A 25406-nucleotide genomic window follows, 5' to 3' on the forward strand; every position below is an offset into this window, starting at 1 on the left:
GCCGACGCCGAGGTCGTCGGGTCGGGCGCGGTCGCGGACCCGGCGCAGCCACGAGAGCGCGGGCTCGCCGCGGTAGTACGCCCACACGGAGGCGCCGCCGGCGAGGAGCGCGATGATGCTCACGACCGCGACCGCGACCACGGAGACGCCGACCACGGGGTTGGCTTCGGTGAACACGACGGTCGGCTCGCCGGACTCGAAGGTCTGCGCGCCGCTCCACTGGTAGGCGCCGTTCGAGATGCTGTCCGGCCCGGGTTCGACCTCGTCGGTGTCGTAGCCGTCGGGGGTCCGGACCGTCAGCGTCTGGTTCTCCGAGAGGTCGCCGAACCACGTCGGAGAGAACGCGTCGACGACCAGCCGGTCGTCCTCGACCCGCGAGAAGTTCGTCCACGTGAACTCGACGGTGAGCACGCCCGTGGAGTTGTTCCCCGCGTCGACGACCCGCGAGGACCGGCTGGCGTCACGAATCGCCATCTCGCGGTCGACGCGGTCGCTGACCGACGGCGCCACGGCGCGGAACACGTCCGCTGAGAACTCGCTGTTCGTCTCGCCGGCCTCGAAGCGAGCGCGCAGCTGGTCGAACGCCGCGGTCGCGTTCTCGTCCTCGAGGGGGTGTTTGGAGGAGACGGTCCAGCGGGCGTCCCCGTCGGGCCGAATCTGGACGGTGACGTCGACGCCGGACGCCGCCGAGCCGGGGTCTTCCTGGAGGGCGGCCGACTGCGCAGCGGGCGCTCCGACTGCACCGGCCGCGGGCACGGCGAGGAGACAGACGACGGCGACGAGGAGGGCGGCCTGCCGCATACCAGTTCCGTCCACCCCGCTCGTGCAAAGTATTTTCTATCCGGTGCAAACCGCCAGCACGCCGGCGCCGCGGGCGCGGCCCGCAGCCGCAGTCGTCACAGCGGCCTGACAGGCGCCGTTCCGGCCGCGCGGTTCGCAGTCGGAGCGGGACGCTGCCGCCGTCGTCGTCTCCGCATCGTTTTTGTCGGGTGCGGTCGAACTCGTTCCCATGTCCCGCGTCCGCCCCGCCCTCGCCGCCGTCCTCCTCGTGGTCGCGACGACGGCCACGCTCGCCGCCAGTGGCGGCGTCGCCGCCCCCGTCGAACCCGGCGACGACCCCGTCGTCGGCACCTCCGAGCGGTCCGCGCACGTGCTCCTCCTCTCGGACGCCGACGCGGCGGCGTACGCCGAACCGAACCCGGCCGTGACGAGCACGCTCGAGTCCGGCCGCGCCGAGCTCGCCATCGACCTCCAGCTCGACGAAGTCGAACACCGCCTCGCCGCGACGGACGACCGGGCCGCGCGGCGGGCGATTCTCCGGAACGCCACCGACGAGGCCGCCGAGCGCGTCGCCGAACTCCGGGCCCGCGAAGCCGCCGCCCGCGAGGCGTACCGGAGCGGCGAGCTGTCGGCCGCGGCGTACGTCCGCGAGCTGGGGACGGTCCACGCCGAGGCCAGCAGCCTCGCCGCGATGCTCGGCAGCACGTCCGCCCCGGGGACGCTGTACACGCACGCCTACGACAACGGGTTCTCCGAGCTCGGCACCGAGGTGTACCGGCTCCGCGCGCAGCTGGCGACCGTCGAGGGGCCGGTCCGCGAGCGCGTCGCCGACGTCCTCCACGGCGACCGCGAGCGGCTCCGCGTCCACGTGACGGTGGGCGACGGCGTCATGCTCTCGACCATCGACGACGGCCGGTACGTCCGCGAGACCGTCCGCCCGGACAACGTCGAGGGAACGCTCGGCGGCGACATCTCGGAGGCGCCGGCCATCATCCAGGCCCAGTACCCGTGGCTGTCGAACCACTCCACGTCGCCGAGCATCGAGACCCGCGGCGGCTACGCGTTCTACTACCGCGCGAACTACGGCCACGGCCAGATTTCGGCGTACATCGACACCACGACCGAGCGGGTCTACTCCGAGCGCCACCAGCAGACGCTCTCCCAGCTCCCCGCCGACGTCGAGCAGAACGACACCGCGAACAACGCGACGCTGTCGACGTCCCGGACGTACGCCGGCGGCCCGCTGCTGGTGCAGGTCGAGGACGAGGCCGGCGACTCGCTGGACACCGCGGTCTCGCTGAACGGCACGAGCGTCGGGAACACGGGCGCCGACGGGCGGCTCTGGGTGTTGAGTCCGGCCGGCGAGTACAACGTCACGACGGTCCACGACGGCGCGACGCTGGAAGTGAACGTGACCGCGCGCCCGTCGCCGTGACGCCGCTCGGCCGAGGGTTCTTGTAGGAAGACGGGAGCACTGGAGCGCGTGCCACGCGGCTACGCGCCGGTCGCGGTCGTCCTCCTGCTCGCGGTCACCGTCGTCGCCGCGGGCGCCGTCGCGGCCGCGGTGCCGGCGCTCCCCGGCGACCCGCCGCCCCAGCGCGCGACGAGCGTCGACGCCACCAGCGACGGCCGCGTCGCGGTCACGCTCGTCTCCGGCGAGCCGATCGACGTCGAAGGGGCGTCGGTCCGCGTCGCAGTCGACGGCGAACCCCTGGCCCACCAGCCGCCCGTGCCGTTCTTCGCTGCCGAGGGATTCGACGGCGGGCCGACCGGCCCGTTCAACGTCGCCGCCGACTCGACGTGGGTGGTCGGCGAGACGGCGTCGCTGCGGGTCGCGGGGACGAACGACCCCGCGCTGCGAGCGGGCGCGACGCTGACGGTTCGCGTGTTCGTCGGCGGGCAGGTCGTCGCCGTCGCGGAGACGACGGTCGAGGAGGCGTAGTCAGTCGTCCTCGGGCGCTCTCGCGAGCGTGACGATGGCGCGCGGGCTGCCGGGTTTCGCCTGCATCACGCGGTGTTCGACGTCCACGAAGCCGGCCTCCGCGAACATCCGGTCGGCCTCCGCCTCGTCGTAGAACAGCATGATGGCGTCCGCGACCTTCTGGAACACCGTCGAGTTCGGGTAGTCCGGGCCGACGACGACCGTCCACTCGCCGGGCTTCAGCACGCGCCGGATCTCCCGCAGCCCCTCCACGGGGTTCGGCCAGTACTCGATGGAGCCCGACGACCACACGGCGTCGAAACTGTCGTCCCTGAACGGCAGGCGCTCGGCGTCCCCGTAGTGGAACGCCACGGGGTCGTGTCGGCCGAGCTTCTCGCGGGCCTTCGCGAGCTGGTGCGGGCTCTGGTCGAGGCCGTAGACGTCGTCCGTGTACTGGAGGATGCCCTCGGTGCCGAACCCGGTGCCGCAGCCGACGTCGAGGACGCGGTCGCCGGCGTCGAGGCCGAGCATCCCGAGGGCCTCGTCGCGCATCGCCTCGTTCCACACGAACGGGTTGACGCGGTCGTACACCTTCGAGAGGTACTTGTAGAAGGTGCGGGCCCGCGCCTTGTCTTCGAGAACTCCCATCACCCCGGAGTTGCGCCCGAGGCGGCATAATAGCTTGCGTTGGCGCCCGCGAACTTCGCAACTACCATATAGGCCGTGGCCAAAGTTCCGCCCGGTAAGAGTGTATGCCAAGGCCAGAGGTTCTCGAAGACATCAAATCGGCTGAATCGGACGCCGACGACATCGTGGCCGAGGCCGAGGAGGACCGAGAACAACGGTTGTCCGAAGCCCGGCAGCGGGCCGATGAGATCCGCGACGAAGCGGAAGAGGAGGCCCGCGAGCTGAAAGAACGGCGACTGGAAGAGGCGCGCGAAGAGATCGAGGCGGAACGCGAACGCGTCCTCGAGGAAGGCGAAGCCGAGCGCGAGGAACTCGTCGACCTCGCCGAGGAGAACGAGGACGACGCGGTCGCGTTCGCCGTCGAACGGTTCGAGGAGGCGGTACATGCTCAGACCTGAGCGCATGAGCAAGGTGTCGGTGACGGGCTCGAAGCGCGTCATCGACGACGTCATCGAGACGATTCACGACCTGAACGTCGTCCACCTCTCTGACTACGACGGCCACATCGAGGGGTTCGACAACGGCGACCCGATGGCGGGCGCCGACGACGCCTCCGAGAAGCTCGTCACGGTGCGGTCGCTCGAGTCGACGCTCGACGTCGACGAGGAGGACGCCGGTCCGACCCGCATCGTCACCGAGGAGTCCCTCGAGACGGAACTCGAGGAGATCCGCGTCGAGGTCAACGAGCTCGACGACCGCCGCGGCGAGCTCGAGGACGAGCTCCGCGAGGTCGAGGAGCGCATCGACGCCGTCGAGCCGTTCGCCGACCTCGGCATCGACCTCGACCTGCTCCGCGGCTACGACAGCCTGCAGGTCGCGGTCGGCGAAGGCGACGCCGACGCCGTCCGCGAGCAGCTGCAGACCGCCGAAGCCATCGAGGCGTTCGAAGTGTTCTCCGGTGACGACACGGTCGCGGCGTTCGCGTACCCGCGCAGCGACGACCCGGACGCGCTCGACGACGCGCTCGTCGGCGTGGAGTTCGCGCGACTGGAGGTCCCCGACGCCGAGGGCAGCCCCGAGGAGTACGTCGAGGATCTGCGCCACGAGCGCGAGACCATCGAGTCGAAGCTCGACAGCGTCGAGGACGAGTTCGAAGACCTCCGCGTCGAGCACGCGGGCTTCCTGCTGGCCGCCGAGGAGAAGCTCTCCATCGACGTCCAGAAGGCCGAAGCCCCGCTGCAGTTCGCGACCACCGACCACGCGTTCGTCGCCGAGGGCTGGATTCCCAGCGACGAGTACGCGTCGTTCGTCGAGGGGATTCAGGACGCGGTCGGCGAGCACGCCGCCGTGGAGGAGCTGGAGCGCGCGGACTACGAGCCGTCCGGACACGGCCACCACGCGCCCAGCGACGAGCCCGAGTCCGTCGACGGCGCGGAAGCCGCCACGGACGGCGGCACCACCGCGGAGTTCGACGAGGACGACAGCCCGCCGGTCATCCAGGACAACCCCGGTCCGGCGAAGCCGTTCGAGTCGCTGACCGAGGTCATCAACCGGCCGAAGTACACGGAGCTCGACCCGACGGTCGTGCTATTCCTGACGTTCCCGGCGTTCTACGGGTTCATGATCGGAGACCTCGGGTACGGCGTGCTGTACGCCGCCGTGGGCCTCTGGCTGGCCCGGAGCTTCGACAGCGAGATGCTCTCGAAGCTCGGCGGCGTCGCCATGTGGGCCGGCGGGTTCACCGCCCTCTTCGGCGTGCTGTACGGCGAAGTGTTCGGCCTGCACCTCATCACGAACCACTTCTGGGAGCCCGTCGTCGGTCTCGACGACGCGCCCATCAAGAAGGGGCTGCACGTCGGCGCGTTCGCCGAACTCTGGCTCGCGGCGAGCCTCCTGTTCGGCGTCGCGCACCTCGCCGTCGGCTACGTGTTCGGCATGATCAACGAGACGCGCTCGCACGGCCTGAAGGCCGCAGTCACCGAGAGCGGCGGCCCCCTCCTGCTGATGGCGGGGGTCGGCGCGTGGCTGTTCAGCACGCACATGCAGTCCGGCGGCGGTCCGCGCCCCGAACTGCTGTACCGCGCGCTCGAGCTCCCGCCCGTCGTGGGCATGATCGGGCTGGCGCTCGCGCTGCTCGGCCTCGTGCTCGTGACCATCGGCGAGGGCGCCGCCGGGTTCCTCGAGAGCCCGACGTACGCGCTCGTCAACACCGTCTCCTACACCCGGATCGCGGCGGTCCTGCTCGCGAAGGCGGGCATGGCGTACGTCGTCAACCTCCTCGTGTTCGGCGCGTACGACGTCGACCTGACGAGCGAGGCGGCCCAGTCCCACGGCTACGAGCCGTACACGGGCGACTACCTGTTCGGCCTGTTCTCCACGGACATCACCCACGAGACCCACTTCATGCTGTTCAGTGGGCCCGAGAGCTACCAGGCCGAGTACTACTCCGTGCTGTTCGACGGCCTCATCCACATGGGATGGGGCGGGGTGCTCGCGGGCGTCGTCGTGCTCGTGCTCGGGCACCTCCTCGTGCTGGCGCTCGGCGTCACATCCGCCGGCTTACAGACGCTACGCCTCGAATACGTGGAGTTCTTTAACAAGTTTTATGAAGGCGGTGGCGAGAAGTACCACCCGTTCGGCTACCAGCGAAACTACACCACTGAGGACTAAGTAACATGATCGACGCACTCGCAGAACTCACGACAGTCGCACAGCAGACGGGCAGCAGCCCCGCAATCACCCCGAAGTCCGCGGCCGCCCTCGCAGTCGGCCTCGCCGCCCTCGCCGCAGGGTACGCGGAGCGCGGCATCGGTAGCGCCGCCGTCGGCGCCATCGCGGAAGACCAGGACCTCTTCGGTACGGGCCTCATCCTGACGGTCCTCCCGGAGACGCTGGTCATTCTCGCGCTGGTCGTCGTCTTCGTCGTGCCGTCCGCATTCTAACCACCGTCCCCCCTCTCATCTATGAGCTTGGAAACAGTAGTTGAGGACATTCGAGACGAGGCCCGCGAGCGCGCGAAGGAGATTCGGAACGATGCCGAATCGCGCGCCGAGGAGATCGTCGCGGACGCCGAAGCCGACGCCGAGGAGATCCGCTCCGAGGCCGAAGCCGAGGCCGAGCGCGAAATCGAGCGGGAGCGAGAGCAGCGGCTCTCCAGCGCGAAACTCGAGGCCAAGCAGATGCGCCTCGAAGCGCGCCGCGACGCCCTCGAAGACGTCCGCGAGACCGCAGAGGAGGAGATCGCCGCCATCGACGGCGACGACCGCGAGGAACTCACTCGCGCCCTCCTCGAGGACGCGGCCGACGAGTTCGACGCCGACAGCGACGTCAGCGTCTACGGCCGCGCGGACGACGAGGCCCTCATCTCGGACATCCTCGACGACTACGACGGCTACGAGTACGCCGGCGAGCACGACTGCCTCGGCGGCGTCGTTGTCGAGAGCGAGACGTCCCGGGTCCGCGTGAACAACACGTTCGACTCGGTCATCGACGACGTCTGGGAGAACAACCTGAAGGAGATCAGCGCGCGCCTCTTCGACGAGGAGCAATGAGCGTGTACGGGTCGGCAAACTACGAGTACGTGGTCGCCCGCGTCCGCCACCGCCGAGCCAGCCTGTTCAGCGACGACGAGTACCGGAAGCTGCTCCGCATGGGCACGGGCGAGATCGCCCGGTTCATGGAGGAGACCCAGTACGAGGACGCGGTGAACGCGCTGGGCTCGCGGTTCAGCGGCGTCGACCTCATCGAGCACGCGCTCAACGAGACGCTCGCCGACGACTTCCAGGACTTGCTGCGGTACAGCGAGGGCCGGCTCTACGAGCAGGTCGTCCGCTACCTCCGGAAGTTCGACGCGTGGAACGTCAAGACGGTGCTGCGCGGGCTCTACTCGGACGCGACCGAGGCGGAGGTCCGCTCGGACCTCATCGACGCCGGCGAGTTCGAGGAGGCGTTCCTCGACCGCCTCGTCGCCGCGGAGTCCATCGAGGGCGTCGTCGAGCTGCTCGACGACACGCTGTTCGAGACGTACCTCGAGGGCGCCTTCGAGGCCTACGAGGAGTCCGGCACGCTGGTCCCGCTGGAGAACGCGGTCGACCGCGCGTACTACGAGAACCTCGTGCCCGACGCCTCCGTGCGCGGCGAGGCCGCGGAGCTCTACCGGGAGTTCCTCGAAGCCGAGATCGACTTCCGGAACGTGCGGAACGCGCTGCGGCTGGCGCGGTCGGGCGCCGACGTCGACCCGGCAGAGTACTTCATCGACGGCGGCGCGCTGTTCGACCGGAAGGAGGTCGGCCAGCTCGTCGCGGACCGCTCGACGCTGGTCTCCCGCATCCGGGAGAGCAAGTACGGCGACGAGCTCTCGCGAGCGCTCGACGAACTGGAGGAGGCCGACAGCCTCATCGGCTTCGAGCACGCCCTCGACCGGGCGCTGCTGGAGTACTCCGACCACCTCTCGTACGTCTACCCGCTGTCGGTCTGTCCGGTGCTGGCGTACGTGCTCGCGAAGGAGCGCGAAGTGGACAACATCCGCGCCATCGCTCGCGGCCGCGAGGCCGGCCTGAGCGAGGCGGAGATCGAGGAGGAGCTGGTCATCCTATGAGCCAGGAGATCGCAGTCGTCGGCAGCCCCGAGTTCACCACCGGGTTCCGGCTCGCGGGCGTTCGGAAGTTCGAGAACGTCCCGCAGGACGAGAAGGACGAGGAGCTCGACGACGCGGTCGAGGCGGTCCTCGAGGACGAGGACGTCGGCATCGCTGTGATGCACGACGACGACCTCGACGCGCTCTCGCGGCAGGTCCGCGAGGAAGTCGAGACGAGCGTAGAGCCGACGTTCGTGACCATCGGCGGCGGCGCGCCGGCGGGAGCGGACTGCGCGACCAGATCAAGCGAGCCATCGGCATCGACCTGATGGCCGAAGAAGACGAAGAATCCAACGAATGAGTCAAGCAGAAGAAATCACTGACTCCGGCGTAATCGAGAGCGTGAGCGGTCCGGTCGTGACCGCCACGGACCTCGACGCCCAGATGAACGACGTCGTCTACGTGGGCGACGAAGGCCTGATGGGCGAGGTCATCGAAATCGAAGGCGAAATAACAACCATCCAGGTCTACGAGGAGACCTCGGGCGTCAGCCCGGGCGGCCCCGTGGACAACACGGGCGAACCCCTCACCGTCGACCTGGGCCCCGGCATGCTGGACTCCATCTACGACGGCGTCCAGCGCCCGCTGGACGTCCTGCAGGGCGAGATGGGCGCGTTCCTCGACCGCGGCGTCGACGCGCCCGGCATCGACCTCGAGAAGGAGTGGTCGTTCGAGCCCGTCGTTGAGGAGGGCGACCACGTCGAGGCCGGCGACGTCCTCGGCACCGTCGACGAGACGGTCAGCATCGAGCACAAGGTCCTCGTGCCGCCGCGCAGCGACGGCGGCGAGGTCACCGAAGTGAACGCCGGCGACCACACGGTCGACGAGCCCGTCGCCGTCCTCGACAGCGGCGAAGAGATCGCGATGCGCCAGGAGTGGCCGGTCCGGCGTGCGCGTCCCTCGAAGGACAAGCACACGCCGCGGACGCCGCTCGTGACGGGCCAGCGCATCCAGGACGGCCTGTTCCCGCTCGCGAAGGGCGGGACGGCCGCGATTCCGGGGCCGTTCGGCTCCGGGAAGACGGTCACCCAGCAGCAGCTCGCGAAGTGGTCCGACGCGGACATCGTCGTCTACATCGGCTGCGGCGAGCGCGGCAACGAGATGACCGAGGTCATCGAGGACTTCCCGGAGCTGGAGGACCCCCAGACCGGGAACCCGCTGATGGCCCGCACCTGCCTCATCGCGAACACGTCGAACATGCCGGTGGCGGCCCGCGAGTCCTGCATCTACACGGGCATCACCATCGCGGAGTACTACCGCGACATGGGCTACGACGTGGCGCTGATGGCCGACTCCACCTCGCGATGGGCGGAGGCCATGCGCGAGATCTCCTCGCGGCTCGAGGAGATGCCGGGCGAGGAGGGGTACCCCGCGTACCTCGCCGCCCGCCTCGCGCAGTTCTACGAGCGCGCGGGCCTCTACACCACCCTCAACGACGACGAGGGGTCGGTGTCCGTGGTCGGCGCGGTCAGCCCGCCGGGCGGGGACTTCTCCGAGCCGGTCACCCAGAACACGCTGCGCATCGTGAAGACGTTCTGGGCGCTGGACGCGGACCTCGCCGAGCGCCGGCACTTCCCCGCGATCAACTGGAACGAGTCGTACTCGCTGTACAAGGACCAGCTCGACGACTGGTGGCGGGAGAACGTCTCCGAGGACTTCCCGGAGGTCCGGCAGTGGGCCGTCGACGTCCTCGACGAGGAGACCGAACTCCAGGAGATCGTCCAGCTCGTCGGGAAGGACGCGCTGCCGGACGACCAGCAGCTCACCCTCGAGGTGGCCCGCTACCTCCGCGAGGCGTGGCTCCAGCAGAACGCGCTCCACGAGGTCGACACCAACTGTGAGCCCGAGAAGACGTACCTGATGCTCACGGCCATCAAGACGTTCAACGACGAGGCCTTCGACGCGCTGGAGGCCGGCGTCCCGGTCGACGAGATCCAGAACGTCGACGCGGCGCCCCGCCTCAACCGGATGGGCGTCCAGGAGGACTACGAGGAGTACATCGAGGAGCTGAAAGACGACCTCACCGAACAGCTACGGGACCTCTACTAATGAAAGAGTACAAGACAATCTCGGAAGTCAGCGGCCCGCTGGTGTACGTCGACATCGACGAGCCGGTGGCCTACGACGAGATGGTGGAGATCGAGACGCCCGACGGCGAAGTCAAGCGCGGGCAGGTCCTCGAATCGAGCGACGAGTTCGTCGCGATCCAGGTCTTCGAGGGCACCGAGGGCATCGGGCAGGACGCCTCGGTGCGGTTCCTCGGCGAGACCCTGAAGATGCCCGTGACCGAGGACCTCCTCGGCCGCGTGCTCGACGGCTCCGGCCAGCCCATCGACGGCGGGCCGGACATCGTGCCCGACGAGCGCCGCGACATCGTCGGCGAACCATCAACCCCCACGCCCGCGAGTACCCCGAGGAGTTCATCCAGACCGGGGTTTCGGCCATCGACGGCATGAACACGCTCGTCCGCGGCCAGAAGCTCCCGATCTTCTCGGCGTCCGGGCTACCCCACAGCGACCTCGCGCTCCAGATCGCCCGCCAGGCCTCCGTCCCGGAGGAAGAGCAGGGCGACGACGGGGGCAGCGAGTTCGCCGTCGTCTTCGGCGCGATGGGCATCACCGCCGAGGAGGCCAACGAGTTCATGGAGGACTTCGAGCGCACCGGCGCGCTGGAGCGCTCGGTGGTCTTCATGAACCTCGCGGACGACCCCGCCGTCGAGCGGACCGTCACGCCGCGGATGGCGCTGACGACCGCGGAGTACCTCGCCTTCGAGAAGGACTACCACGTCCTCGTCATCCTGACGGACATGACGAACTACTGCGAGGCGCTCCGCGAGATCGGCGCGGCCCGCGAGGAAGTCCCGGGTCGCCGTGGCTACCCCGGCTACATGTACACGGACCTGGCGCAGCTGTACGAGCGCGCCGGCCGCATCGAGGGACGGGACGGGTCCGTCACCCAGATTCCCATCCTGACGATGCCGGGCGACGACGACACCCACCCGATTCCGGACCTCACGGGGTACATCACGGAGGGGCAGATCATGATGGACCGCGACCTGAACAGTCAGGGCGTGACGCCGCCCGTGAACGTCCTCCCGAGCCTCTCGCGGCTGATGGACGACGGCATCGGCGAGGGCCTCACCCGCGAGGACCACGGCGACGTCTCCGACCAGCTGTACGCGGCGTACGCGGAAGGTGAGGACCTCCGCGACCTCGTGAACATCGTCGGGCGCGAAGCCCTCAGCGAGCGCGACAACCTCTACCTCGACTTCGCGGACCGCTTCGAGGAGGAGTTCGTCGACCAGGGCTTCGACACCGACCGCAGCGTCGAGGAGACGCTGGACCTCGGCTGGGAGCTGCTCAGCCTCTTCCCGAAGGAGGAGCTCAACCGCGTCGACGAGGAGCTCATCGAGGAGTACTACGTCGAGGACGAGGACGAGGCCGAGGCCGAAGAGGCCGCGGCCGCCGACTGACCGCCGCAGCCGCGGCGTGCCACCCGCGAATCTTTTCGCCGCGTCGACGACCGACCAGCCGCGGGTCCGTCGAGCGGGGGCTGCGTGATGGCGACGTACCTCCAGTTCCTCGCCGCGTTCGTCGCGCCGCCGCTGCTCGCGCTCGCCGCGCTGCGCCTGCGTGACCGCCGCGAGGCGTGGTGGTCGCTGGCGGGCGTCGGCGTGCTGGTCGTGCTCGCGCTCGCGTACACGACGCCGTGGGACAACTACCTGATTCGCCGCGGCGTCTGGACGTACGGCGCGGACGCGGTGCTCGCGCGGGTGTGGCTCGCGCCCGTCGAGGAGTACGCGTTCGTCGCGGCCCAGACCGTCGTCACCGGGCTCTGGGTCCAGCGCGTCGCGGACTCGCCCGACGCGGGGTTCGCGCCGACGACCCGGGACGCCGCCGTCGGCGCGCTCGCCGGCCTCGCGGTCACCGCGGCGGGCGTCCACTGGCTTCGCGCGCCCGCGACGTTCTACCTCGGCGCCATCTTCGCGTGGGCCGGCCCCGTGCTCGCGCTCCAGTGGGCCGTCGGCTGTCGGTACCTCTGGGCGCGCCCGCGCGTGGTCGCCGCGGGCGTCGCCGTCCCGACGCTGTACTTCGCGGTCGCGGACCGCCTCGCAATCGCGGACGGCATCTGGGCGCTCTCGGCGGAGTACACGACCGGCGTCGCCGTCGCCGGCCTCCCCGTCGAGGAGGGCGCGTTCTTCCTCGTCACGAACCTCTTCGTCGCGCAGGGGCTGGTGCTCTACGACTGGGTGGTCGCGCGATGGGGGTGACCGGCCTCGACGAGCGCGTCCGCGGGACGCTCGCGGGCCCGCGCTCGCCGTCGGCTGGGTCGGCGTCGCCGTCGCCGCGCTCCCGGCGCTCGCGGGCGTCGAGCTGCCAGCCGTCGGTGCGGTACGCGCCGCTTGTCGCGAGCGTCGTGCTGTTCGGCCTCCCCCCACGGCGCCATCGACTACGTGGCGCTGCCGCGGGCGGTCGCGGGCCGCGTGACCGGGCGCTGGCTCGCCGTCGTCGGCGCCGTCTACCTCGTGCTCGGCGGCGCGTACGCCGCTGTGTGGTTCGCGTGGCCGGTCGCGGCGGCGCTGGCGTTCGTCGCGCTGACGTGGCTCCACTGGGGGCAGGGCGACGTCTACCCGCTGGCCGTGCTGCTGGACGCCGATTACCTCGATACGCGCGCGCGTCGCGCGACGACCGGCGTCGTCCGCGGCGGCCTCCCGATGCTCGTCCCGCTGCTCGGCCACCCCGAGACGTACCGAGAGGTGGTGGCGACGTTCGCCGCGCCGTTCGGCGGCCGCGTCGGCGACCTCTGGCTGTTCACCCCCGACGCGCGGCTCGCGCTCGGCGCCGGCTTCGCCGCGCTCACGGTGGGGACGCTCGCGGCGAACCGCCTCGCCACCACCGAGTCGCTGCCGACCGCGTGGCGGGTCGACGCCGCCGAGACCGTCGGCCTCTGGGCGTTCTTCCTCGTCGTCCCGCCGGTGTTCGCCGTCGGCGTCTACTTCTGCCTCTGGCACGCGGTCCGGCACGTCGCCCGCGCGCTCGCCGTCGACGGCGGCTCCCAGTCCGCGCTCGCGGCCGGCGACCTCCGCGGGCCGCTCGGCCGGTTCGCCCGCGAGGCCGCACCGCTCACTCTCGCGGCGCTCGCGCTGCTCGCCGGGCTCTGGGTCGCCGTCCCGGACCCGCCGAGTACACTCGCGGGCGCGGCCGGGCTCTACCTCGCGTTCGTCGCGGTGCTGACGCTCCCCCACGTCGCGGTCGTCTCGTGGATGGACCGCGCGGCAGGGCTGCTGTAGCTGGCGACAGCGACAGGAAACGTTTACCTCCCTCCGTCCAGAAGTCCCGGCCAAGAGAACAGATGGCCCAGGACATCAAACCGACCCGGAAGAACCTCATGGAGATCGAGGACCGCATCGAGCTCTCCGAGCGGGGCCACGACACGCTCGAACAGAAGCGCGACGGCCTCATCATGGAGTTCATGGACATCCTCGACCAGGCCCAGGACGTCCGGGACGACCTCGAAGCCAACTACGAGACCGCCCAGAAGAAGATCAACATGGCGCGCGCGATGGAGGGCGACATGTCGGTCCGCGGCGCGGCGGCGGCCCTCGAGGAACACCCCGAGATCACCGTCGAGTCCCGGAACATCATGGGCGTCGTCGTCCCGCAGATCGAGTCCTCGAAGGTGAAGAAGAGCCTCGACGAGCGCGGCTACGGCATCCTCGGCACGAGCGCGCGCATCGACGAGGCCGCCGAGGCCTACGAGGAGCTGCTGGAGTCCATCGTGCTCGCGGCGGAGGTCGAGACCGCGATGAAGAAGATGCTCCGCGAGATCGAGACGACCAAGCGCCGCGTGAACGCCCTCGAGTTCAAGCTCCTCCCCGAGCTGTACGAGGGCCAGGAGTACATCGAGCAGAAGCTCGAGGAACAGGAGCGCGAGGAGATCTTCCGCATGAAGAAGGTGAAGGCGAAGAAAGAGGAAGACGAGGACGAAGAAGAGGAAGAGGAAGAAGCCGAGCAGGCGGCCGAGGAAGCGGCCGCGGACTGACCTGTTCTCGTCCCCGCCGGCTAAGTACCGGCCCCGCCACGGTCCGGGTATGGGCTGCCCGAACTGCGGCGGCGACGAGCTCGCGTTCCCAGTACCCGACGCCGTCCGCGAATTTCTCCCGGACGACCGCCCGGCGGCGACGCTGTGCGCGACCTGTCTGTGGGTGTCGCCGGCCGACGACGCGCCCGACGAGTACCCCGACTTCACGCGCGTCAGCGGCGCGCTCCCCTCCGACGGTGAAACGGGCGCCGTCGTCGCCGTGCTGCTGGCGCTGCTCGACCGGCTGGTCGTCCACCGCGCGGACGCCGAAGCCGTCGCCACGGAAGCCGAGCGCCGCGGCGTCGACGTGTTGCTCGTCCTCGACCGGCTCGCCGCCGACGACGGCCTCGACCCCCACCTCGACCTCGCGCGGCGCCGCCGCCAGCTCGAACAGCTAATCTGAGGGCGCTGGCCGGCTCCACGACGGCGAGGCCGTCCCGCAAGGGTTTAGCCGACCGGCCAGTAACCCCCTGTATGGCCGACTGTCCACTCGCCGACGACTGCCCCAGTTTCCAGGAGCAAATCGAAGGGATGGGGTGCCAGCACTACGGCGACCGCGGCGGGATGGAGTGGTGCAACCACTACAACCAGCCCATCGAGGACCTGAAGACCGCGCCCGTGGTGCCCGGCGAGGAGGTCGTGCTCGAGGTCGACGACATGCACGAGAGCGGCGCCGGCGTCGGCCGGCAGGAGGAGAGCGGCTTCATCGTGATGGTCGACGGCGTGCTGCCGCCCGCCCGCGTGAAGGCCGAGATCACGAAGGTGAAGCCCAACTACGCCCGCGCCGACCTCATCGAGAAGCTCCCCGACGAGCCCGAGGACGAGGACGGCGACGCGGACGCGGACGGCGAGGACGCCGACAGCGAGGCCGAGGAATCAGGCGAGGACAGCGACAGCGAGCGGCTCGGCAGCCGCGAGAACTTCTGGGGCAACTAGCGGAGCTGTTCGACCGAGAGGTCGTCGGTGAGGTGGAGGTCGCCGTCGACGAGCACCGGGATGCCCGAGTCGTCGAAGAACGCCGCTAGTTCCGACTCCGGGAGCGTCGTCTCCCGCACCGACCCGTCGTGGACGTGGGTGGGCGTGTCGGTGTGCGAGTACGCCGTCATCCCGCCGATGCCGCTCCGCCCGTGCGGGTAGTGGCGGATGGTCACCGGCCACGCCCCGGACGCCGCGTCGACGGCGTCGGTGTCGAGCACGTGGAGGACGGAGACGTTGGAGTGGCTCCGCCGCACGCCGCTGCGCCCGTCGCCGAGGATGGTGTACCGGTCGGCCGGCGTCCCGGCGAGTTCGAGCGCGTCCAGAATCCCGTACAGCGGGAACCCCGCGCTGAGCAGGGTGGCCGTCATCTCGCCGACCGACCGCGCGGCGTCGTCGGCGACGTCGTCGACCGTGACAAAGCCGGCGGCGGCGCCCGCCGTCAGCAGCGCCCGGCCCTGCTCGTAGGACCGACACCCGTTCAGGAAGAACGCGCTCACCCCCGTCCTCGCCAGCGTCCGCGTGTCCAGCGGCCCGTTCGGGCACATCATCCCCGAGTCCGTGACGTGCCCGACGAAGTGGAGGTAGTCGACGTCCTCGTACAGCGCGTCCCGGAGCTCCGTCGTGGAGAGCCCTTTCGACACGCGCACGTTCGTCTCCCGGTACGGGTGGGAGTCGAACAGGGAGACGTCGCCCAACTGGAGCCGGGCGTCGTTGAACACGACGTGGACGTCGAGCGCGCGGTCGGCGCTCGACGCCGAGAGGTCCCGCCGGAACGACCCGACCGTCGGGTTCGACGACTGGACCGCCTGCCCGGGCGCGACCCACGAGTGGCCGGGCGTCCCGGCGTCCTCCGGCACGACGACGGAGCTCGGCGTCGACGTCGTGCTCGCGGAGCGTGCGAGCGCGCTGTCCGTGGACTGGAGCGCGTTCGGGGACGGCGTGAGGTCGGCTTCCGAGGCGCGCCGGGGCGGACTCCGCACCAGCGCGAGGTCGTCGAGCAGGTACGGGAGCACCGGTGCGTACGTCGGGTCCGCCTTCACGTCCGCCGCGTAGTGCCAGTCGAGCAGCCCCGCCGTCGCCGACCGCGGGACGTCGAGGTACGCCGCGGTCCGCTCGTCGAGGGGTAGCTCGAACAGCCGCTCGTAGTTCAGGTCCACGCGCTCCTCGAGGGCCCCGACGAGCGCGGTTCGGAACGGGTAGACGCCGGCGGTGCGGACCGCGCAGTCCAGCGCGAAGACGTGCTCGAGCACGTCGCGAACGCTCTCTGTGAGGGCGTCGACGGGGAGGTCGCGGCTGCGGCCGGCCGCGACGAGTCGCGGTCGCGTCCCCGGTTCGACGGTGGCGCCGAGGTAGTACGCCAGCGGCGCCACCGTGTAGATGGCGCCGTACTCGGGCGGTACCTTGATTGTCACGCCCGTCTCGGGCGCCGCAACCGCCGACGGGACGTGGAGCGAATCCCCGTGCTCGATGGCAGGCGGGTGACCCCGCAGCGTCGGCCACGACCGGTCCGGCGAGTGGGTCTTCAGCGCCGACCCGAACGTCGACACCGCAGCCATCAGGTCCCGCGGGTCGTCCGTCGTCGTCACGGTCCCCGCCGGCGCCTCGTGGCGCGACCGGACGCCGAGCACCAGCCGCGTCGGCGCCGCCGTCTCGATGAGCGACCGCCCGCCGGGGAAGCGAGCGGCCGGTTCGGCGTCCTCGACGCGCACGTAGAGCTTCGCGTCGGGCGGCGAGAAGTCGACCTCGTACGTTCCCCGGGACAGCCGCTCGACGCCCGCGTCGGACTCCGCGCGGTGGACGACCTCGCCGTCCCGCCAGAAGACGGGCGGGACGAACGCCGGCATCCGGAGTTCGCTCGCCTCGACGGCGACGGCGGCGTCGACCGGCATCGTGAACCCCTCGGTGCACGCTGCCGTCGGCTCGACGGCGCGGTCCGTGTAGAGTGAGAACTGCTCGCCGCTCGTCGTGTCGCGAACGCGAACCCCGCACTCCTCGTCGAGTGCGTCGACGCGAATCGTCACGCGCGACAACACCGGTGTGCGGCCGTGCCCCGGACCATACTGGACAGTCTGGCGTTTCGATTAAAAGTATTCGCCCCGCGCGGTCGCGCTCACTCGAAGTCGGCCGGCGTCAGGTCCGGCGTGTACCGGAGCTCCCCGTCCAACAGCACGGGCATCGGGGACGTCTCGAGCAGCCGCTCGAGTTCCGAGCGCGATATCCGGCTGCGGTGGACGCCGCCGTCCGCGACGACGCCGTCGACGGCGGCGTAGTCCGGGGTGACGAACGCGCCCATCCCGTTCTCGCCAGTGGGGTACCGCTGGACGGCCACCGGGACGCGTCGGCGCGAGCGTCGTCGGTGTCGAACGCGTACGTCGCGGCAGCGCCGCCCGGGGCGCGGCGGAAGGCCAGCGTCCCGCTGCCAAGAATCGCGTACCGGTCCGCGGGCAGGCCGGTGCGGCGGAGGACGTCGAGCACGCCGTACAGCGGGACGCCGTGGTCCAACAGCAGGGAGGCGTGGTGGCCGATTCGGCCCGCGACGTCGTCGGCGACGTCGTCGACCGTAACGATGCCGCCCACGCTCCCCGCCGTCAGCAGCGCCCGGCCCTGCTCGTAGGACCGACACCCGTTCAGGAAGAACGCGCTCACCCCCGTCCTCGCCAGCGTCCTGGTGTCGAGGGCGCCGTCCGGACACACCATCCCCGCCTCCGTGACGTGCCCGACGAAGTGCAGGAAGTCCGTCTCCTCGTACAGCGCGTCCCGCAGCTCCGTCGTCGAGAGGTCCTCGGAGACGCGCACGTTCGTCGCGGCCGTCTCGTGAGTGTCGTAGGCCGTCTCGTCGCCGGCCGCCAGCCGGGCGTCGTTACAGACCACGTGGACGTCCAGCGGGTCCTCGCCCTGCGGCCACGCGAACCCCCGGCGGAACGAGCCGACCGTCGGGTTCGCCGCGCCCGGCGAGAGAGATTCCGCGACCCACGACCGCCCGGGCGTCCCCGCGTCCGCCGGAACGACGCCGGAGAGCGACGGCGTCGCCGCGTCCGCGGCCGACCGAGCGAGCGCACCGTCGCCCTCGCGGAGGGCGTCCGGCGAGGGCGTCAGGTCGACCCGCTCGGCCGCTGCGGGGGGCTCCGCACGAGGGCGAGTTCGTCCACCAGAAACGGGAGGGTCGGTGCGTACGCCGGGGCCGCCTCGACGTCCGCCGCGTAGTGCCACGCCAGAATCCCGCCGTCGCCGACCGCGGGACGTCGAGGTACGCCGCGGTCCGCTCGGCGAGGGGGAGCTCGAACAGCCGCTCGTAGTCCAACGCCGCCCGCGCTTCCAGCTCGTCGGTGGCGGTCGTCCGGAACGGGTAGATGCCCGCCTCGCGGACGACGCAGTCCAGCGTGAACACGTGCTCGAGGACCGACCGAACGCCCCCCGCGAGGTCGTCCGCGTCCAAGTCGTGGCGCTGCCCGTCGGCGAGCAGCCGCGGTCGGCTCGCCGGCTCGACGGTGGCGCCGAGGTAGTACGCCAGCGGCGCTACCGTGTAGATGGCCCCGTAATCAGGCGGTACCTCGATGGTCACGCCCGTCTCCGGCGGCGCCACTTCGTCGGGAACGTCCAGTTCGTCCCCGCGCTCGATGGCCGGCGGGTGACCGCGCAGCGTCGGCCACGACCGGTCCGGCGAGTGGGTCTTCAGCGCCGACCCGAACGTCGACACTGCAGCCATCAGGTCCCGCGGGTCGTCCGTCGTCGTCACCGTCGCCGCCGGCGCCTCGTGGTGCGAGCGCACGCCCACCACGACGCGGCTCGCGCCGCCGAACTGCAGATAGGCGTGGTCGTCGGCGAACACGGCGGTCGGTTCGGCGTCCTCGACGCGCACGTAGAGCTTCGCGGCGGGCGGCGAGAAGTCGACCTCGTACGTGCCGCGGGGGAGCCGCGGCGCGTCGCCGCGGGTCGCGCGGTGGACGACCTCGCCGTCCCGCCAGAAGACGGGCGGAACGGGGACTGGCGCGTGGAGTTCGGACGCGTCGACTTCGACCGCCGCGTCGACGGGCATCTCGAACTCGTCCGTGCTCGCCGGCTCGGGGACCGGGTCGCGGTCGGTCCGCAACGCGACCGCTTCGCCCTCGGCGGCGTCCCGCACGCGAATCCCGCACTCCTCGTCGAGTGCGTCGACGCGAATCGTCACGCGCGACGACCGCGGCCCGCGGCCGCCCCTCGGTTCATACCGACTGTCGGGTTCCGCCGGCCAAAAGGGTTCTGGGGAGCGTCCACGGGGTTTTTGCCTGACCGCGGCGTCCGTCCACGCATGGACGGGGACGTTCCGGACGCCGACGAGGTGCTGGCCAGCGCCGGCTTCGACGCGGAGGAGAGCGTGCTGACGCGGCGGCAGGCGGAGGTGCTGGCGCTGCGCGAGCGCGGCGCCTCGCAGGCCGCCATCGCCGACCAGCTCGGGACGTCCCGCGCGAACATCTCGAAGGTGGAGGCCAGCGCCCGCGAGAACGTCGCGAAGTCCCGGGAGACGGTGGCGTTCGCGGAGGCCCTGCAGGCGCCGGTGCGCGTCGAGATCGAGGCCGGCACGGACCTCTACGACGTGCCGGACATGGTGTACGAGGCCTGCGACGAGGCGAACGTGAAGGTGTCGCTGTCCGCGCCCGAGGTGATGAAGCGGATCAGCGACGCCGCCGGGACCGCCGTCAAGGGGCGGGGCGTGCACGCGCCGCTGCTCGTCTCCGTGACCAGCGACGGCGACATCCAGGTGCGGGAGGCCGACGACTAGAACTTCCCGGCGTCGCGGAGTTCCGCGACGACCTCGCGGACGCGCTGGGCGTCGTCGGTCGGCACGACGAGCACGCGGTCGTCGAAGGCGGCGACCACGAGGTCGTCCGCACCCACAACCGAGACGTGTTTGTCGTCGCTCGCGATGACGTTCCCTGAGGCGTCAATAGTGAGCGCGTCGCCGAGCGTCGCGTTCTCGCCGTCGGTGAGCCGGAGGAGGGCGTCCCACGCGCCGACGTCGTCCCACTCGAAGGCCGCGGGGACGACGCCCACGTCCTGCGCGCGTTCCAAGACCGCGTAGTCCACGCTCACCGCCTCCGTCTCCTCGAACGCGCGCTCGACATCGCCCCCGGTTTCGAGCGCGTCGACGACGCCGTCGAGCGGGCCGTCGCGCGCGGCGTCGAGGAAGGCGTCGGGCGTCCACGCGAACATCCCCGCGTTCCAGAGGCAGCCCGCTTCGAGGAGCGCTTCGGCGGTCTCCTCGTCGGGTTTCTCGCGGAACTGTTCGACAGCGTAGTGGTCGCCGCGGTCGGCGCCGGGCTGGACGTACCCGTAGCCCGTGGCCGGCCTGTCGGGTTCGACGCCGAGCGTGACGAGGGCGTCCGTGCGCGCGGCGACGTCGACGGCGGTCTCGGCGGTGGCGCGGAAGCCGTCGCCGACGACGTGGTCGCTGGGCAGGCAGAGCAGTACCGGGTCCGCGACGCGCTCGCGGACCTCGCTGGCGGCGTACGCGAGCGCCGGCCCAGTGTCGCGGCCCGCGGGTTCGACCAAGACCGTGGCTTCGGGGACGACGTCGCGGACGCGGTCGGCGTACGACTCGCGCGTGACGACGAACAGCTCGTCGGCGAAGCCGGCGCGGTCGGCGGTCCGGCGGAGGAGGCTGCGGTCGTCGTCGCCGAGCGCGAGGAACTGCTTCGGGCGGTGGCTGCGGCTCGCGGGGTAGAGCCGCGTGCCGGTACCGCCGGCGAGCAGGACGGCGACCGTGGTCACCACGCGGGACCACCGCGATTCGCGGCCGTGACGCGAGCGGGCGGACAGTGCATCGCCTCGGGGTTCGAGGGCTCGCGGTATAGGCCTGCGGGACGGGGTCGCGGCGACCACTTTCACCGCGGTTACGACAATTTAAATACGGTAGCGCACCAACCCCGATACGTCTCCCACCGAAAACACGCGGAGACGAATACGACCATGAGCGACCTTTCAGACACCGCTGCGGAGATCCACGACGAGTTCTCCGAGCACGTCGACGCGACAGTCGACGACGTAGAAGCACGGCTGGAGAAACTGGTTACCGAGTACAAAGTCCCGCTCGACGAGGCGCGGCGCTCCGTCGAGAACCACTACCTCGACGAGGCCGGCCTCGACCGCGACGACCTCGCCGGCGGGGGCGGCAACGAGACCGTCCAGGTCGAGGACGTCGACGAGCCCGAGGAGTGGGTCGACATCACCGCGAAGGTCGTCGAGCTCTGGGAGCCGCGCTCGGACTCCGTCGGGCAGGTCGGCCTGCTCGGCGACCCGACCGGCACCATCAAGTTCACGAAGTGGGCGAAGTCCGACCTCGAGGACCTCGAGGAGGGGAAGACCTACCGCCTCGGGAACGTCGTCACCGACGAGTACCAGGGCCGGTACTCCGTGAAGCTCAACCGCACGACCTCGATTCAGGAGGTCGACGAGGAGTTCGACGTCGGCGACAACGAGGACGAGGTCGAGGGCGCGCTCGTGGACATCCAGTCCGGGAGCGGGCTCATCAAGCGCTGCCCCGAAGAGGACTGCACGCGCGTCCTCCAGAACGGCCGCTGTTCGGAGCACGGCGAAGTGGAGGGCGAGTTCGACCTCCGCATCAAGGGCGTGCTCGACGACGGCCGCGACGTCCACGAGGTCATCTTCGACGAGGAGGCGACCGAGGCGCTGACCGGCATCGGCCTCGAGGAGGCCAAGCAGATGGCCAAAGACGCTCTCGACACGACCGTCGTCGCCGACGAGATGCGCGAGACGGTGCTCGGGCGCTACTACCGCGTGACCGGGCCGACGTTCGGCCGGTACGTGCTCGCGAACGACACCGAACAGCTGGGCGAGCCGACGGACCCGGAAGCCGTCCTCATCCAAGCGAGGTCGATCTGAGATGAGCAACGCACCCACCCGCGAAGTCGCGCGCCGCGCCTTCGCCGCCGAGTTCAACGACGCCGAGTTCACGTTCAAGGAGTCCGACGACGAGCGCGCGCCGCTGTACGCGCTGCTGCCGACCGGCGAGCGCGCGAACCGCGTGTTCGTCGTCGGCACGCTCACCGAGACCGAGGACATCGGCGAGGACTCGGAGTACTGGCGGGGCCGCGTCGTCGACCCCACCGGGACGTTCTTCGTGTACGCGGGCCAGTACCAGCCGGACGCGGCGTCCGCGCTGCGGGACGCGGAGACGCCGCAGTACGTCGCCGTGGTCGGGAAGCCGCGGACCTTCGAGACCGACGACGGGTCCGTGAACGTCTCCCTGCGGCCGGAGTTCCATCACGCCGTCGACGAGGCGACCCGGGACCGCTGGGTCGTCGAGACGGCCGAGCGCACGCTCGACCGCCTCGAGGCCTTCGACGACGAGGGCAACGAGTACGCCGAGCGCGCCCGCGCCGAGTACGGCGAGGACGTCTCCCCGTACCGCCGCGCGCTCCTCGAAGCCCTCGAGGACTTCGACGTCCAAGAGGAGTCGGCCGACGCGTGACCGTCTGACAAACGCTTATAGGGTTCGTTTCCCTATCTGGCGCCAGATGGGGAACAAGAACAAGACCATCTCGTTCCGCGTGAACGAGGACACGTTCGACGCGCTCCGGGACATCGCGGAGGAGCGCGACCTCTCGCTGTCCGCGGTGTTCCGGGACTACGTCGACTCGCTGGTCGCCCACGACGGGCAGGTGCGGGTCGTCCCCGAGAACGAGCCGGAGGCCGTCGACGGCGAGGAGTTCCCGCCGAAGGTCGAGGTGCCGAAGAGCTTCGTGCGCGAGCACGAGCGCCTCGAGCTCGAGGCCGAACACCTCCGCGACCAGCTCGAGGAGCACAAGCAGTACATCGACCACCTCCGCGAGCAGGTCGAGTCCGACGGCGACGTCGAGGAGGTCATCCACCTCGAGGAGCTGGACGGCGACGACGAGGAACCCTACCAGCTCGGGTAGCTACCGCGTGAGCTCGCGTTTCTCCCGGCTCGCGCGCTCGGCCTGCTCGGGGCGGCCGTCGACCTCGGCGAGGTCCTCGACGGCTTCGAGCGTGCGCACGGCGTCGTCGAGGAACGAGTAGAGGTCCCCGGGGTACGCGTACACCATGTAGTCGCTGGTCATCACGTCGACCATCGACTCGGGGTCCAGCCCCTGCGCGCGCAGCTCCAGCAGGTACTTGACGAACTTCCGCTCGGGGTGCCCGCAGTAGGGATTCGAGTCGCAGCCGCAGTCGAGGAAGTCCTCGGAGAAGTCCAGCACCTTGTCGCGGGTGGCTTCGTCGAGGTCCGAGAGGTCGCCCGTGAAGAGGATGTCCAGGGTGGCGCCGCTGAACGCGCTCTTCGGGAAGCGCGTGTCCAGCTGGGACGCGATCTGGCGGTGGTTCTTCACGTAGATTTTGTCCGTGACGGCCACAGTCACTCCGAGGTAGGCGGCAGCCGTGGAAAAGCGTATCGTCCGCGCTCAGTCGGCGAGTTCGTCGAAGAGGTCGGCGACCCGCTCCCGGATGTCGTCTCGAATCCGTGCGACATCATCCGGAGAGCGGCCGTCGGGGTCGTCTAAGTCCCAGTCGCGGTTCTCGCCCGCCCAGCCCGCGGGGCAGACGTCGTCCGCCGAGCAGCCCATCGTAATCACGTGGTCGGCGTCCCGAACCTCCTCGAAGGTGACCTCGCGGGGCGTGCGCGCAGAGAGGTCGACGCCGACGTCGGCCATCGCGTCGACGACTTCCGCGTGGACGCGGTCGGCGGAGTCGGTGCCGCCGGTGACGAGGGTGATTTCGTCCTCGAGGCCGCGGCTGGCGCGTTCGCGCTCGGCGAACGCGTGCGCCATCTGAGAGCGGCCGGCATTCTGCACGCAGACGAACGCGAGGGTGGTCACGCGACCACCTCTCGTGGGGCGTGCAGAGCACGTCGCACCGCAGGTGAGACGACGTTCTGCACGCAGACGAACGCGAGGGTGAGGGGGTCAGTCATGGGTAGCGAGCGTGGTGATGTCAGTCATCGGTGAGTGGGGTGTCGAGGCTGCCGGTGGTGTGGTCGGTCCAGTCGAGGCGGCGCTGGAAGTACAGCGCGACGTTCACGAGCGCGAGCAGGACGGGCACTTCGATGAGCGGGCCGACGACGGTGGCGAACGCGACGCCGGAGCCGACGCCGAAGACGGCGACGGCGACCGCGATGGCGAGTTCGAAGTTGTTCGACGCGGCGGTGAAGCCGATGGCCGTCGTGGTGGAGTAGTCCGCGCCGACGCCCTTCCCCATCGCGAAGCTCACGAGGAACATCACGACGAAGTAGACCGTGAGCGGGACGGCGATGAGCAGGACGTCGCCGGGCGCGGCGACGATGGTGCCGCCCTGCGTCGCGAACATCACGACGACCGTGAACAGCAGCGCGACCAGCGTCAGCGGGTCGATTTTCGGCACGAACTCCTCGTCGTACCACTCCTCGCTGCGGAGCCGCGTGCCCGCGAACCGGGTGAGGAAGCCCGCGGCGAACGGGATGCCGAGGAAGACGACGATGGCCTCGAAGACCTGCATCGGGGTGACGTCGAAGGCCGTGATGCCGGCGGCGAGCGCGTCCAGCCCGAACGCCGACGGGAACACGAGCGCGAACAGCCAGACGTAGACGCCGTACGTGAGAATCTGGAAGAGGCTGTTGAACGCGACGAGGCCGGTGACGTACTCCGTGGAGCCCTCGGCGAGTTCGTTCCAGACGAGCACCATCGCGATGCAGCGCGCCATCCCGATGAACACCAGCCCGAGGAAGTACTCGGGGCGCGCGGGCAGCCCGGGGACGACGCCGCCGAAGAAGACGACCGCGAGCGCGAACATCAGCGTCGGGCCGATGAGCCAGTTCTGCACGAGACTCAGTCCGAGCACCCGCCAGTTGCTGAACACCGCGCGGAGCTGGGAGTAGTCGGCCTTCGCGAGCGGCGGATACATCATCAGGACGAGGCCGATTTCCACGAGGTGGAGGTCCCGTATCGGCGCAGTCACGGACGGCGCGGCGTAGCCGAGGCCGACGCCGGCGGCCATCGCGGCGAAGATCCAGACGGTGAGGTACTTGTCGAGGACGTCCATCGAGCGCGGGTCGCCGCAGGCCTCGCAGCCGCAGTTCGGGCCGTGCTCGTGCCCGCTACTCATCGCCGGCCCCGCGGTCGGCGGCGTCGAAGAGGTCGTCCGCGAGGCGGGTGGCGTCGTAGTACCGCCAGTTCCCGTCCTTCCGACGAGTGACGAGGCCGGCGTCGACGAGGTCCGCGAGCGCGTGACTGACCGCGCTGTCGGAGACGTCGACGAGCGGTTCGAGTTCGCAGACGCAGCGCTCGCCGTCGCTTTCGGCGAGCACGCGCGCCAGCCGGTAGCGGGTGTCGTCGCCGAGCACGGCGAACACGGACTGGGTGTCGTCGTCGAAGGCGTCGTCGGCGAGCGCGCGGA

Annotated in this window: 26 protein-coding genes and 3 pseudogenes; 19 read left to right on the forward strand and 10 right to left on the reverse strand. The window is 70.4% G+C overall.

Features of this window, described 5'->3' with window-relative positions; translation table 11 throughout:
• Positions 1 to 801: pseudogene (locus GJ634_RS06230) on the reverse strand (DUF4897 domain-containing protein); the annotation flags it as partial.
• Between the two features lie 208 nt (positions 802 to 1009).
• Here GJ634_RS06230 and GJ634_RS06235 point away from each other — a divergent pair.
• The gene (locus GJ634_RS06235; protein ID WP_157501251.1) at positions 1010 to 2215 is read left to right on the forward strand and encodes a hypothetical protein; all 1206 of its coding nucleotides are present in this window, start codon (positions 1010 to 1012) and stop codon (positions 2213 to 2215) included.
• A gap of 48 nt (positions 2216 to 2263) precedes the next feature.
• Positions 2264 to 2722, forward strand: coding sequence for a type IV pilin (locus GJ634_RS06240; protein WP_331714020.1), 459 nt, complete (start codon positions 2264 to 2266; stop codon positions 2720 to 2722).
• On the opposite strand, the gene GJ634_RS06245 is transcribed toward GJ634_RS06240, so the two are convergent.
• A complete protein-coding gene (locus tag GJ634_RS06245; protein WP_157501258.1) occupies positions 2723 to 3349 on the reverse strand; it encodes a methyltransferase domain-containing protein in 627 nt (208 codons plus the stop codon).
• Between the two features lie 104 nt (positions 3350 to 3453).
• Between GJ634_RS06245 and ahaH the strand changes: the two genes are divergently transcribed.
• From ahaH to GJ634_RS06310, 13 genes and pseudogenes are all read left to right on the forward strand, one after another.
• A complete protein-coding gene (gene ahaH / locus GJ634_RS06250) occupies positions 3454 to 3786 on the forward strand; it encodes an ATP synthase archaeal subunit H (RefSeq protein ID WP_157501261.1) in 333 nt (110 codons plus the stop codon).
• Positions 3773 to 5998, forward strand: a complete 2226-nt coding sequence (locus GJ634_RS06255) for a V-type ATP synthase subunit I (RefSeq protein ID WP_157501264.1) — start codon at positions 3773 to 3775, stop codon at positions 5996 to 5998. Before ahaH ends, GJ634_RS06255 begins: the two co-directional genes overlap by 14 nt.
• A gap of 5 nt (positions 5999 to 6003) precedes the next feature.
• Positions 6004 to 6270 (forward strand): F0F1 ATP synthase subunit C, encoded by a 267-nt coding sequence (locus tag GJ634_RS06260; protein ID WP_157501267.1) that lies wholly within the window; start codon positions 6004 to 6006, stop codon positions 6268 to 6270.
• Positions 6271 to 6291: 21 nt separating this feature from the next.
• Complete coding sequence (locus tag GJ634_RS06265) at positions 6292 to 6879, forward strand: V-type ATP synthase subunit E (RefSeq protein ID WP_157501270.1); 588 nt, start codon at positions 6292 to 6294, stop codon at positions 6877 to 6879.
• A complete protein-coding gene (locus GJ634_RS06270; protein ID WP_157501273.1) occupies positions 6876 to 7925 on the forward strand; it encodes a V-type ATP synthase subunit C in 1050 nt (349 codons plus the stop codon). Before GJ634_RS06265 ends, GJ634_RS06270 begins: the two co-directional genes overlap by 4 nt.
• Positions 7922 to 8265: pseudogene (locus GJ634_RS06275) on the forward strand (V-type ATP synthase subunit F). The gene GJ634_RS06270 and the pseudogene GJ634_RS06275 overlap by 4 nt, the downstream one beginning before the upstream one ends.
• Complete coding sequence (locus GJ634_RS06280; RefSeq protein WP_157501276.1) at positions 8262 to 10013, forward strand: ATP synthase subunit A; 1752 nt, start codon at positions 8262 to 8264, stop codon at positions 10011 to 10013. Before GJ634_RS06275 ends, GJ634_RS06280 begins: the two are co-directional and overlap by 4 nt.
• Positions 10013 to 11436 (forward strand): annotated as a pseudogene (locus tag GJ634_RS06285) (ATP synthase subunit B). Before GJ634_RS06280 ends, GJ634_RS06285 begins: the two are co-directional and overlap by 1 nt.
• A gap of 87 nt (positions 11437 to 11523) precedes the next feature.
• Positions 11524 to 12234, forward strand: coding sequence for a lycopene cyclase domain-containing protein (locus GJ634_RS06290; RefSeq protein ID WP_157501279.1), 711 nt, complete (start codon positions 11524 to 11526; stop codon positions 12232 to 12234).
• Positions 12235 to 12417: 183 nt separating this feature from the next.
• Positions 12418 to 13254, forward strand: a complete 837-nt coding sequence (locus GJ634_RS06295) for a Brp/Blh family beta-carotene 15,15'-dioxygenase (protein ID WP_331714021.1) — start codon at positions 12418 to 12420, stop codon at positions 13252 to 13254.
• 62 nt (positions 13255 to 13316) lie between these two features.
• Positions 13317 to 14006, forward strand: a complete 690-nt coding sequence (locus tag GJ634_RS06300) for a V-type ATP synthase subunit D (RefSeq protein ID WP_157501282.1) — start codon at positions 13317 to 13319, stop codon at positions 14004 to 14006.
• Between the two features lie 49 nt (positions 14007 to 14055).
• Entirely contained in the window at positions 14056 to 14448 is a 393-nt protein-coding gene (locus GJ634_RS06305) for a DUF6276 family protein (protein ID WP_157501285.1), read from the forward strand.
• Between the two features lie 71 nt (positions 14449 to 14519).
• Positions 14520 to 14981 (forward strand): TRAM domain-containing protein, encoded by a 462-nt coding sequence (locus GJ634_RS06310; protein ID WP_157501288.1) that lies wholly within the window; start codon positions 14520 to 14522, stop codon positions 14979 to 14981.
• Here GJ634_RS06310 and GJ634_RS06315 read toward each other — a convergent pair.
• The 3 genes from GJ634_RS06315 to GJ634_RS06325 form a co-directional block, all read right to left on the reverse strand.
• Positions 14978 to 17044, reverse strand: a complete 2067-nt coding sequence (locus tag GJ634_RS06315) for a hypothetical protein (RefSeq protein WP_157501291.1) — start codon at positions 17042 to 17044, stop codon at positions 14978 to 14980. The two genes, GJ634_RS06310 and GJ634_RS06315, sit on opposite strands and share 4 nt — an antisense overlap.
• Positions 17045 to 17153: 109 nt before the next feature.
• Positions 17154 to 17894, reverse strand: a complete 741-nt coding sequence (locus tag GJ634_RS06320) for a hypothetical protein (RefSeq protein ID WP_157501294.1) — start codon at positions 17892 to 17894, stop codon at positions 17154 to 17156.
• Positions 17884 to 19191, reverse strand: coding sequence for a hypothetical protein (locus tag GJ634_RS06325; RefSeq protein ID WP_157501296.1), 1308 nt, complete (start codon positions 19189 to 19191; stop codon positions 17884 to 17886). Before GJ634_RS06325 ends, GJ634_RS06320 begins: the two co-directional genes overlap by 11 nt.
• A 120-nt stretch (positions 19192 to 19311) precedes the next feature.
• On the opposite strand from GJ634_RS06325, the gene GJ634_RS06330 reads away from it, so the two are divergent.
• Complete coding sequence (locus GJ634_RS06330; protein ID WP_157501299.1) at positions 19312 to 19782, forward strand: Tfx family DNA-binding protein; 471 nt, start codon at positions 19312 to 19314, stop codon at positions 19780 to 19782.
• On the opposite strand, the gene GJ634_RS06335 is transcribed toward GJ634_RS06330, so the two are convergent.
• Positions 19779 to 20774 carry a sugar phosphate nucleotidyltransferase gene (locus GJ634_RS06335; RefSeq protein ID WP_331714022.1) on the reverse strand — a complete coding sequence of 332 codons (996 nt, stop codon included), beginning with the start codon at positions 20772 to 20774 and terminating at the stop codon, positions 19779 to 19781. The genes GJ634_RS06330 and GJ634_RS06335 overlap by 4 nt on opposite strands.
• A gap of 195 nt (positions 20775 to 20969) precedes the next feature.
• Here GJ634_RS06335 and GJ634_RS06340 point away from each other — a divergent pair, with 195 nt between their 5' ends.
• From GJ634_RS06340 to GJ634_RS06350, 3 genes are read left to right on the forward strand one after another with little or no spacing between them, the layout of a single operon-like run.
• Positions 20970 to 21902 (forward strand): replication factor A, encoded by a 933-nt coding sequence (locus GJ634_RS06340; protein ID WP_157501302.1) that lies wholly within the window; start codon positions 20970 to 20972, stop codon positions 21900 to 21902.
• A gap of 1 nt (position 21903) precedes the next feature.
• Entirely contained in the window at positions 21904 to 22491 is a 588-nt protein-coding gene (locus tag GJ634_RS06345) for an RPA family protein (RefSeq protein WP_157501305.1), read from the forward strand.
• A 46-nt stretch (positions 22492 to 22537) separates the two neighbouring features.
• Entirely contained in the window at positions 22538 to 22939 is a 402-nt protein-coding gene (locus tag GJ634_RS06350; protein WP_157501308.1) for a CopG family transcriptional regulator, read from the forward strand.
• Here GJ634_RS06350 and GJ634_RS06355 read toward each other — a convergent pair whose 3' ends face one another.
• The 4 genes from GJ634_RS06355 to GJ634_RS06370 all read right to left on the reverse strand — a co-directional run.
• Entirely contained in the window at positions 22940 to 23392 is a 453-nt protein-coding gene (locus tag GJ634_RS06355) for a DUF5814 domain-containing protein (protein WP_331714023.1), read from the reverse strand.
• Positions 23393 to 23440: 48 nt separating this feature from the next.
• Positions 23441 to 23854, reverse strand: a complete 414-nt coding sequence (locus tag GJ634_RS06360) for a low molecular weight phosphatase family protein (RefSeq protein WP_331714024.1) — start codon at positions 23852 to 23854, stop codon at positions 23441 to 23443.
• A 115-nt stretch (positions 23855 to 23969) separates the two neighbouring features.
• The gene (gene arsB / locus GJ634_RS06365; protein ID WP_157501311.1) at positions 23970 to 25115 is read right to left on the reverse strand and encodes an ACR3 family arsenite efflux transporter; all 1146 of its coding nucleotides are present in this window, start codon (positions 25113 to 25115) and stop codon (positions 23970 to 23972) included.
• Positions 25108 to 25406, reverse strand: a 299-nt coding sequence (locus GJ634_RS06370) for a metalloregulator ArsR/SmtB family transcription factor (protein ID WP_157501315.1), incomplete at its 5' end; no start/stop codon positions are given. The genes arsB and GJ634_RS06370, both read right to left, overlap by 8 nt.

The organism is Halobacterium sp. CBA1126 (assembly GCF_009741975.1).
Taxonomy (GTDB): Archaea; Halobacteriota; Halobacteria; order Halobacteriales; family Halobacteriaceae; genus Halobacterium.

What these genes read in the sequence shown, in the direction of transcription:
- GJ634_RS06345 (WP_157501305.1), top strand. Translation starts at nt 21,904, where the DNA reads ATGAGCAACGCACCCACCCGCGAAGTCGCGCGCCGCGCCTTCGCCGCC.
- GJ634_RS06300 (WP_157501282.1), top strand. Translation starts at nt 13,317, where the DNA reads ATGGCCCAGGACATCAAACCGACCCGGAAGAACCTCATGGAGATCGAG.
- GJ634_RS06350 (WP_157501308.1), top strand. Translation starts at nt 22,538, where the DNA reads ATGGGGAACAAGAACAAGACCATCTCGTTCCGCGTGAACGAGGACACG.
- GJ634_RS06330 (WP_157501299.1), top strand. Translation starts at nt 19,312, where the DNA reads ATGGACGGGGACGTTCCGGACGCCGACGAGGTGCTGGCCAGCGCCGGC.
- GJ634_RS06340 (WP_157501302.1), top strand. Translation starts at nt 20,970, where the DNA reads ATGAGCGACCTTTCAGACACCGCTGCGGAGATCCACGACGAGTTCTCC.
- arsB (WP_157501311.1), bottom strand. Translation starts at nt 25,115, where the DNA reads ATGAGTAGCGGGCACGAGCACGGCCCGAACTGCGGCTGCGAGGCCTGC.
- GJ634_RS06245 (WP_157501258.1), bottom strand. Translation starts at nt 3,349, where the DNA reads ATGGGAGTTCTCGAAGACAAGGCGCGGGCCCGCACCTTCTACAAGTAC.
- GJ634_RS06305 (WP_157501285.1), top strand. Translation starts at nt 14,056, where the DNA reads ATGGGCTGCCCGAACTGCGGCGGCGACGAGCTCGCGTTCCCAGTACCC.
- GJ634_RS06260 (WP_157501267.1), top strand. Translation starts at nt 6,004, where the DNA reads ATGATCGACGCACTCGCAGAACTCACGACAGTCGCACAGCAGACGGGC.
- GJ634_RS06280 (WP_157501276.1), top strand. Translation starts at nt 8,262, where the DNA reads ATGAGTCAAGCAGAAGAAATCACTGACTCCGGCGTAATCGAGAGCGTG.
- GJ634_RS06270 (WP_157501273.1), top strand. Translation starts at nt 6,876, where the DNA reads ATGAGCGTGTACGGGTCGGCAAACTACGAGTACGTGGTCGCCCGCGTC.
- GJ634_RS06265 (WP_157501270.1), top strand. Translation starts at nt 6,292, where the DNA reads ATGAGCTTGGAAACAGTAGTTGAGGACATTCGAGACGAGGCCCGCGAG.
- GJ634_RS06235 (WP_157501251.1), top strand. Translation starts at nt 1,010, where the DNA reads ATGTCCCGCGTCCGCCCCGCCCTCGCCGCCGTCCTCCTCGTGGTCGCG.
- GJ634_RS06255 (WP_157501264.1), top strand. Translation starts at nt 3,773, where the DNA reads ATGCTCAGACCTGAGCGCATGAGCAAGGTGTCGGTGACGGGCTCGAAG.
- ahaH (WP_157501261.1), top strand. Translation starts at nt 3,454, where the DNA reads ATGCCAAGGCCAGAGGTTCTCGAAGACATCAAATCGGCTGAATCGGAC.
- GJ634_RS06310 (WP_157501288.1), top strand. Translation starts at nt 14,520, where the DNA reads ATGGCCGACTGTCCACTCGCCGACGACTGCCCCAGTTTCCAGGAGCAA.
- GJ634_RS06290 (WP_157501279.1), top strand. Translation starts at nt 11,524, where the DNA reads ATGGCGACGTACCTCCAGTTCCTCGCCGCGTTCGTCGCGCCGCCGCTG.